This window comes from Roseicyclus sp. (assembly GCF_052168335.1).
In the GTDB taxonomy this organism is placed as follows: domain Bacteria; phylum Pseudomonadota; class Alphaproteobacteria; order Rhodobacterales; family Rhodobacteraceae; genus Roseibacterium.
This window is the reverse complement of sequence record NZ_JBQLZP010000652.1, coordinates 1-1028: the sequence shown is the minus strand read 5'-3', so window position 1 is coordinate 1028 and position 1028 is coordinate 1. Positions and strand designations below refer to the sequence as shown.

General features: G+C 74.9%; 2 protein-coding genes. Both read right to left on the bottom strand.

The features are described 5' to 3' along the window. The coding region (locus ACTS11_RS19850) for a toxic anion resistance protein (RefSeq protein WP_442642013.1) at window positions 1–313 on the bottom strand (313 nt) is incomplete at its 3' end. A gap of 12 nt (window positions 314–325) precedes the next feature. Continuing rightward, the coding region (locus ACTS11_RS19845; protein ID WP_442642012.1) for a 5-bromo-4-chloroindolyl phosphate hydrolysis family protein at window positions 326–1028 on the bottom strand (703 nt) is incomplete at its 5' end.

Genomic DNA, 1028 nt, shown 5'->3' with positions numbered 1-1028 from the left:
CGCCGCCCTTCTTCAGCTCCTCGACATCGAAGCCGCGCAGCGTCGCGACCATGTCGGACAGCACCGCGCCCGCCGCCCCCGTGTCCTTGTTGCGCACGCCTTCGAGCATGCTGTCAGCGATCTCCGTCACCTGCGCCTGGGCCCTGGCGCCGAAGGTGATCACGGAGTTGCTGTCGCTGACGTCGAGCTCGCCGAGTGCGGCCTCGATGCGCGCGCGCCGGTCGGGCGGCGCCTCGGCGTAGCTCACCAGAGCATCGGCGACGGGTGGGGTGGGCGCGAGCGCGGGCTCGGCCTCGGTGCGGGACTCGGTCATGCGCGTCTCCTGCTACATCACGCCTTCGCGCTTCAAGCGCGTCGTCAGCACCTCGATCTGCACGTCGAGGGCCATGGTGTCGTTCTGGAGCAGCCTGGCGTGCTGCTCGGAGAAGGCGCGCTCCAGCTCGTCGAGCAGGGTGCGGAAGGTCTGCTCCAGCGCCCCCTGCTGGTCGCCCGCGCGCGGGTGCGTGGCGAGATACTTCGCGGTCACCTTCTCGGCACCGTCGAGATAGACCGTGAGCGACTTGCGCGCGCGGCGCAGGTCGCGCGGATCGCGCTCGATCTCGGCCACCACCGCGCCGGCCCAGCCGGCGACCCGGCCGAGCCGGTCGCGGAACTCCGCCGAGGCGATCGTCCGCGCGGCTTTCTCGAGCGCGGCCACGCGGCTCCGCGCCTCGGCCAGCACGCGGCGCTCATCGGCCGTGATGGGGGTGGCGCCCTCGGGGAGCGCCGGGCGCGGCGGGGCCTCGTCGAGGCCGAACAGCAGCGCGGTGCCGAGGCCCGAGCAGGCGGCGAACACGAGGCCCATCGCCACGCCGTAGCCCGCGCCGAGCCAGGCGGCCAGGAACCCCGCGAGCCCGACCAGCACCGCGCCGAGCGTGAGCGGCCGCGGCACGCCCGCGGCCGGGCGCTGCTCGCGCCGTGCGGCGAGCCCGCGCGCCAGCAGCGACGAGGCGAGGATCACCAGCGCGAACGCCCCGGCGGTCCCCGCC